Consider the following 6,792-nt stretch of genomic DNA (forward strand, 5'->3'; position numbering starts at 1 on the left):
CTTGAGAATGATTATCATAACCGTTATCTTTAACGTATGATCGGCTGGCGACCTCACGCCGTAGTCACACGCATAATGAACGAGATTAACGCTTATGAGAAAACACCTGCTAATTATTGCGGCGCTCTTGCTCTCTCCGATGGCGCACGCCGACCAATTAAAACACGCGGACAAGCTAAAAGTGGTGACCAGCTTTACCATTCTGGCTGATATGGCTGCCAACGTGGCGGGCGAGCATGCCGAGGTAGTGTCTCTCACTAAACCCGGCGCGGAGATCCACAATTACCAACCCACTCCGGGAGATATTCTGCGTGCGCAAGGTGCGGATGTGGTGATGTGGAACGGGTTAGGCTTAGAGCGCTGGTTCGAACGTTTTTTCCAGCACATTGATAAGGTGCCGAATGTGATCTTATCTGACGGGGTGGAGCCGATTATGATTGCCTCTGGCCCGTATCGTGGCAAACCTAACCCGCACGCGTGGATGTCGCCCTCTGATGCAATGCGATACGTTGATAACATCGAGCACGCCCTTGTTAAATACGACCCTGCCAATCAAACGCACTACCAAGCTAATGCCAAAGCCTACAAGGCACAAATTCAAGCCGTGTTCGCGCGTGCACAAGATGCCTTATCCGCAGTCCCCGAATCCCAGCGTTGGTTGGTAAGCAGTGAGGGTGCTTTTTCCTATCTGGCGCGAGATTTGAACCTCAACGAAGCCTATTTATGGCCGATTAACGCTGAGCGTCAGGGCACCCCCCAACAAGTGCGTGCGCTGATTGATACCGTGCGAGAACACCAAGTGCGTGCTGTCTTCTCCGAAAGCACCGTGTCTGATGCCCCCGCCAAACAAGTCGCCGCAGAAACCGACGCACACTATGGCGGCATTTTATATGTCGATTCGCTCAGTCAAGCTGACGGACCGGTGCCTGATTATCTATCCTTACTGACAGTGACCACAGAAACCGTGTTAGCGGGGTTGCGCCATGACGCACTATGATTTAACCGATGGCACGCCCAGTGTGTTAGATGTCAACGAGGTGCGTGTCGTCTATCGAAACGGCCTATGTGCCCTTGAGCACGCCAGCTTCTCGCTACCCGCGCAAACCATCACTGCCTTGGTGGGTGCCAATGGCAGCGGCAAATCCACCTTGTTTAAAGCGATCATGGGGTTTGTGAATCCCGGCAGTGGCAGCATTGCAGTGAACGGCACCCCGATCAAGCAAGCGCAAAAAGCAGGCTTGGTCGCTTATGTGCCTCAATCGGAAGAGATCGATTGGTCGTTCCCGGTGTTAGTGGAAGACGTGGTGATGATGGGCCGCTACGGCAAGATGTCATTTATGCGTCGCCCCAAAGCGGCGGATCATCAAGCGGTGGATGAGGCCTTGGCCCGGGTGGATATGACAGCCTTTCGCCAGCGGCAAATTGGCGAACTGTCCGGCGGACAGAAAAAGCGCGTCTTTCTCGCCCGCGCGCTGGCTCAGCACAGCCCGCTGATTTTACTGGATGAGCCCTTTACTGGCGTAGATGTCACCAGTGAAGAGTCGATTATGCGTTTGCTGCTCGAGCTCAAAGACGAAGGCAAAACCATTTTAATTGCCACCCATAACCTTGGCACCGTGCCCGACTTTTGCGATCGCACCGTGCTGGTCAATCGCGCGGTGGTGGCAGGCGGACACACAGAGCATGTATTTACTACTGAGAACCTGAGTGCCATTTTTGGCGGCAAACTGCGCCAGTATGTGATGCCCAGTGAGAAACTCCACCAAGACGCCGATCCGCGCGAGCTGTCGGTCATTTCCGACGATGAACGACCCCTGGTGGTGTATGGCAAGCGCGAACAAAGCGCGCAGGAGCGGCGCGAATGAGCTTACTCGATCCTCTCGCCTATCAATACATGCAAAAAGCATTGCTGGTCACCACCTTGATTGGCGGCGTGTGCGGCTTGCTCTCGGCTTTTTTGATGCTCAAAGGTTGGTCGCTGATGGGCGATGCCCTCTCCCATGCGATTGTACCGGGCGTTGCCGGCGCTTATATGCTGGGCTTGCCCTTTTCACTCGGCGCCTTTGTTGCCGGCGGCATGGCCGCGAGCGTGATGCTGTTTTTGCACCAACGTAGCCAGATAAAACAAGATGCGATCATCGGTTTAATCTTCTCGAGCTTTTTCGCCTTCGGCCTCTTTTTGGTCTCGATTTCGCCCGTCGCGGTCGATATTCAACAAATTATGCTGGGCAACTTGCTCGCCATTGCCCCGCTCGATGCGATCCAAATGCTGATCATTGCCTTGGTGAGCCTCACCGTGCTGGCAGTGAAATGGCGTGATTTTATGCTGACCTTTTTCGATGAAAGCCACGCCCGCTGCATTGGCTTACCTGTGGTGGGGCTTAAGGTGCTGTTTTTTGCGCTGCTCAGTGCTTGCACCATGGCGGCACTTAAAAGTGTCGGTGCCTTTTTGGTGATTTGCTTAGTAATCGCCCCCGGTGCCACCGCCTATTTACTGAGCGATCGCTTCGGACCCGTGTTGGTACTGAGTGGTGTCATCGGCATACTCACCTCACTGTTTGGGGTGTATATCAGCTATTTCGCTAACCTTAACGCCGGCGCACTGATTGTGTTGGCCCAAGTGGGACTCTTCTTAGCCGCCTTTGTGTTTGGCCCCAAACACGGGATCCTCGCGCGGCGCGCCAAACGTCAGGAGGCACTGCAATGAATCCGTATCAACTGACTTTTATGCAAGATGCGCTGCTCATGGCCGTCTTAGTGGCGCTGCCTTGTGCGCTGCTTTCTTGCTATTTAGTATTAAAAGGCTGGTCGTTAATTGGCGATGCGGTAGCTCACGCGGTGCTGCCGGGATTGGTGTTGGCAAACTTATTTGGCCTGCCGCTGATTGTTGGCGCCTTTGCTGCGGGCTCCGCATGCGCCACCAGTGTGCATTGGCTCAAACAAAATAGCCGTGTGAAAGAAGACACCTTACTGGGGATTGTGTTTTCTGGCTTTTTCGCGCTGGGGCTGATTTTGCAAGGCCAATTCCCGTCTGATTTGCACCTTGATCATATTCTATTTGGCAACCTGTTGGGGATTAACCACCAACAGCTGCTCACCGCCGCCATCACTGGCTTAGTCGTGCTTGCGCTTGTACTCCTTAAAGGGCGAGATTTAATGCTGCTCTCGTTCGATCCCGCACAAGCCAGCGTGCTCGGGCTCCCCGTGCAAAAGCTTCACTGGCTCTTACTCTCGGTAATGATTGCCACCATTGTTGCGGGCTTACATGCGGTGGGGATTATCTTAGTGGTGGCGATGTTGATTGCACCGGGCGTCACCGCCTTTATGCTCAGCAAGCAATTTAGCCGCATGTTATGGATTGCCTGTGCCATCGCCTTAGTCACCGCCGTGGGCGGCGTCACTCTGTCGTTTTACCTCGACAGTGCACCAGGCCCGACCATTGTATTGCTACTCACAGGCTGTTTTGTGGTGACCTTTGCGTGGCAACAATATCAAATCCACCGCAACCAAAAGCGCCCGCAACCGACGCAGCAAACAACAAAAGCAACGCGCTCTGCCACCACGCATTCAGCGCAATCGCACTGATCGGCATCGGCGATCCCAACCTGAGCAGTGCGCGAGATAGAGCTCGCGCTCCGATCGCGCACCGCCCCACCCATTCGACTCGCCCCTCGTGTTCTAGCCCACGTCTTGTACCCACCTCACAAAACATGGCTTACCTAACACTTTGGACAATAGCGCACGAAAAACAAAACAGCCCTTGATACACTAATCCCAAATTTGCCAACTCAATGGCGTGTTAGGTGCCGACAACTAACTGGCGGTAGCGTGGCAAAACGTGCGCGTTTATCCGTGACAGATGCACACTTTCGCAGAATGGATGATTAAAGGTATCGATGAGTCATGCGTTTACAGCTTAACGCGTGGGGATAGTGTGAACGCCCGAGAAGAGATAGGGGGCGGGCACACTTTCTCGGAAAAGCATTATGCATGAGAGGCGATAAATACTATATATTTCAGTTGGTTAAATGAATAAAAGTGAGTGTAATGGTTTTGGGAAATCGCGTATGCGCACTAATGCATTATTAGGCATCCGAGTCACCTCGTAACAAGCAATCCGAGTATGGCACCAATGAAAAAATTAATGAAAACGCATCTCCCTGGGGTGAGGCTTACCAGAGCCCCCGTGGACTTATACAGCGGTATAGTGGCGCAATAGCATATGTTGCTGTAACTACAAAGACTGGAGATGAAAGTATCGGCACAGCATTTCACGTCGGTGACGGTGTCCTTGTTACTGCTCGACATGTAGTTTACGGAAATAAAATCAAAGAGGTTGGACAATCTAGTAGTTCCGCGAATCTACCAGACATATGGTATCAGCGCGAAAGCGGCAACAATCTTAGCGAATATCAGCAACCCGCTCATTCAATCACAGGTCCGCTATACCATCCAGATGAAAACGTTGATGTCGCAGTTATAGTTTTAGAAGGATTAGAAAAACCAGTCGTTCCGCTAGGTTTCCATCTAGACGACTGGCTAGACGATAGCCTTACTTTGACCGAAGCAATTGTAATGGGTTATCCACCGATTCCGTTTGCTAAAGGGCCAATGCTAGTGACAACTCGTGCAGAAGTGAATGCTATCGTAGACCTACGTGGTAATCCTCATCCTAGGTTTGTTCTTTCAAGCATGGCGCGTGGAGGTTTTAGCGGAGGGCCGGCAATCTCTTGCTACGATTTCGGTCTGGGGATAATTATTGATTCTCTCTGCCACAACAACGATGTAACGGAGCTCGGCTACCTTACGGCTTTGTCGGTGGAGCCCATTTTGGATGCGCTAGGCTTTCATAAAGTGCTTCCCTCTGGCGTCGAAGCTTCGTGGACGCTATATGTTGGTGAGTCGCCTTGGGAGCATGGGACCGAAAATGAAGAGTAGAAGGTATTAAGCAGTACGCAGAGCCTACTAAGTTTCGCAATTTGAGTGGCTGGAGGGGTACACGATGGATGTTAATATTAAACAGATGGAAGGGATTTGGACGTTAGGTTACTCACTTGACAGGCATACGATTCGAAGCACACCAATTGGGTATAACGAGTATGGATACATGCAATTTGATACCGAACGCCCGGAGGCCGGAGAGGCACTATTTCAGCTAAAATATCGGTCGGATTATTCACAGGTTCCGATAATTGGGCAGCAATTATGCTCTTCATTTGGGAGGGCTTTCTCGTCAGCGAACTTGATAATACCCATGCCAGCTTCAACGCCAAGAAATCGACAGCCTGTTACAGAAATCGCAAGAGACCTATCACAACGTATGGGCATCCCTTATGTTGAAAATCTACTGGTGAAAACCGGCAGCACTTCCCCAATGAAGGACATTGAAAAAAGGGAAGACAAAGTGTCTGCCTTAGTAAACGCATTTACAGCATATGACGTATTAGGTGAAGGTCTATTTGATGCTTTGATCGTAGATGACCTTTTTGATACCGGTTCTTCTTTGGAAGCAGCGACAACAGTACTACGAGGCTATAGTAAGATAAGAAATGTCTATGTGGCCACAGTGACTAGGAAAAGATAATGCACAAAGTGTTTATATCCGGCTCTATGGGTATCAAAAACTTGGATAAAAATATTCAAGCCAGGATTAACAATATAGTTGACTCCGGATACCAAGTGATTGTTGGTGATGCAAATGGGGTAGATAGCTCCATTCAGGAATATTTAATCTCAAAAAACATGAAGTTAGTTCTTGTATATTGTTCGGGTGACAGTCCAAGAAACAATCTTGGGCGTTGGCCAGTATCAAAAATTGATACGAACGAGCCTTCAGGAACTAGGGCATTTTTTACTGCTAAAGACTTAAAAATGGCCGAAGATTGTGACTATGGATTAATGGTTTGGGATACGAAGAGCACCGGGACACTGAGTAACGCAATCGAACTCTTGAAGAGAAAGAAATTAGCTCTAGTTTATGTCAACAAATCTAAGGAATTCCTAAAGATAAAGGAAGCATCCGATCTCGAAAAACTTATTTCTTATATGAGTTCATCCGCATTAGAAAAGGCAGATAAAAAGCTCAAGATAAGAGAAACCATACAATCTTTCAAGCATCAACAAGGTAGTTTGTTCTAGATACCTAACCAGACGCTGTTGCCGGACAATTTCTCCACCGCTTCGCGGTTTCAAAATTGCCTCAAAGCTTCGCGCTATATGCCTGCATCACACAAAAATATGCGCCTATTAACAGAGTAATAGGCGCGACAGTTTAAGTTGCTTGAGGAGCAGTATTTGGGTCAATAGTGATCTGTGGCTGAGTTTCTGCAATAGAGTTCCCAACGTTATCAATGGTTTGAATATCTGTGTTTGGTAAGAATGGCTGTGTTTGTGACAACTCAAGCATCTTCATTACACCGATTATATCCATTTCACTAAGAGTACACTCTCGGTTTTGTCTTTTGCAGGCAACTTGAATTGCTTCAAGGATAAAACCTGCTGTATGCCCTCTTTGCACTAGATCATCTATATTCACTAGGCTTTTCACTAGATTAAAAATGCGTTGATCAATCATGTTGCCTCCTTGGCTATAGTCAGATTGACGTAGATACCATCTCTCCGAACCATCCGTAAAGGGTTATGTAACCACTTGCGGGTGGTATTCGCTTTGATGTTTTACAACACCAAAACAAATCTGTACCAGCTTGCGCATTCCAGCTCCTAAAGCCTGCATTTTACTTTTACCGTTTTCCATTAGGCGCTGATATTGTACCTGGATATCCGGGTTATATC

The 6,792-nt window shown here is 49.3% G+C and carries 8 protein-coding genes; 7 read left to right on the forward strand and 1 reads right to left on the reverse strand.

Annotation, left to right across the window (positions count from 1 at the left end):
- Positions 1–94 precede the first annotated feature (94 nt).
- The 7 genes from BZG75_RS10660 to BZG75_RS10690 all read left to right on the forward strand — a co-directional run bounded on the left by BZG75_RS10660 (position 95) and on the right by BZG75_RS10690 (position 6,138).
- Entirely contained in the window at positions 95–997 is a 903-nt protein-coding gene (locus tag BZG75_RS10660) for a metal ABC transporter substrate-binding protein (protein ID WP_077576933.1), read from the forward strand.
- Positions 984–1,865, forward strand: a complete 882-nt coding sequence (locus BZG75_RS10665) for an ATP-binding cassette domain-containing protein (RefSeq protein ID WP_077576934.1) — start codon at positions 984–986, stop codon at positions 1,863–1,865. The genes BZG75_RS10660 and BZG75_RS10665 overlap by 14 nt, the downstream gene beginning before the upstream one ends.
- Positions 1,862–2,707, forward strand: a complete 846-nt coding sequence (locus BZG75_RS10670) for a metal ABC transporter permease (protein ID WP_077576935.1) — start codon at positions 1,862–1,864, stop codon at positions 2,705–2,707. The genes BZG75_RS10665 and BZG75_RS10670 overlap by 4 nt, the downstream gene beginning before the upstream one ends.
- Positions 2,704–3,585, forward strand: coding sequence for a metal ABC transporter permease (locus BZG75_RS10675; RefSeq protein ID WP_077576936.1), 882 nt, complete (start codon positions 2,704–2,706; stop codon positions 3,583–3,585). The genes BZG75_RS10670 and BZG75_RS10675 overlap by 4 nt, the downstream gene beginning before the upstream one ends.
- A 672-nt stretch (positions 3,586–4,257) precedes the next feature.
- Positions 4,258–4,938 carry a S1 family peptidase gene (locus BZG75_RS15690; protein WP_443216196.1) on the forward strand — a complete coding sequence of 227 codons (681 nt, stop codon included), beginning with the start codon at positions 4,258–4,260 and terminating at the stop codon, positions 4,936–4,938.
- A gap of 64 nt (positions 4,939–5,002) precedes the next feature.
- Entirely contained in the window at positions 5,003–5,584 is a 582-nt protein-coding gene (locus BZG75_RS10685; protein ID WP_077576938.1) for a ComF family protein, read from the forward strand.
- Positions 5,584–6,138 carry a hypothetical protein gene (locus BZG75_RS10690; protein WP_077576939.1) on the forward strand — a complete coding sequence of 185 codons (555 nt, stop codon included), beginning with the start codon at positions 5,584–5,586 and terminating at the stop codon, positions 6,136–6,138. The genes BZG75_RS10685 and BZG75_RS10690 overlap by 1 nt, the downstream gene beginning before the upstream one ends.
- A gap of 133 nt (positions 6,139–6,271) precedes the next feature.
- On the opposite strand, the gene BZG75_RS10695 is transcribed toward BZG75_RS10690, so the two are convergent.
- Complete coding sequence (locus tag BZG75_RS10695) at positions 6,272–6,574, reverse strand: hypothetical protein (protein ID WP_077576940.1); 303 nt, start codon at positions 6,572–6,574, stop codon at positions 6,272–6,274.
- Between the last annotated feature and the right edge of the window lie 218 nt (positions 6,575–6,792).

The sequence above is a fragment of the Salinivibrio sp. AR640 genome, assembly GCF_001995405.1.
In the GTDB taxonomy this organism is placed as follows: domain Bacteria; phylum Pseudomonadota; class Gammaproteobacteria; order Enterobacterales; family Vibrionaceae; genus Salinivibrio; species Salinivibrio costicola.

What these genes read in the sequence shown, in the direction of transcription:
- BZG75_RS10660 (WP_077576933.1), top strand. Translation starts at nt 95, where the DNA reads ATGAGAAAACACCTGCTAATTATTGCGGCGCTCTTGCTCTCTCCGATG.
- BZG75_RS10665 (WP_077576934.1), top strand. Translation starts at nt 984, where the DNA reads ATGACGCACTATGATTTAACCGATGGCACGCCCAGTGTGTTAGATGTC.
- BZG75_RS10670 (WP_077576935.1), top strand. Translation starts at nt 1,862, where the DNA reads ATGAGCTTACTCGATCCTCTCGCCTATCAATACATGCAAAAAGCATTG.
- BZG75_RS10675 (WP_077576936.1), top strand. Translation starts at nt 2,704, where the DNA reads ATGAATCCGTATCAACTGACTTTTATGCAAGATGCGCTGCTCATGGCC.
- BZG75_RS10685 (WP_077576938.1), top strand. Translation starts at nt 5,003, where the DNA reads ATGGATGTTAATATTAAACAGATGGAAGGGATTTGGACGTTAGGTTAC.
- BZG75_RS10690 (WP_077576939.1), top strand. Translation starts at nt 5,584, where the DNA reads ATGCACAAAGTGTTTATATCCGGCTCTATGGGTATCAAAAACTTGGAT.
- BZG75_RS10695 (WP_077576940.1), bottom strand. Translation starts at nt 6,574, where the DNA reads ATGATTGATCAACGCATTTTTAATCTAGTGAAAAGCCTAGTGAATATA.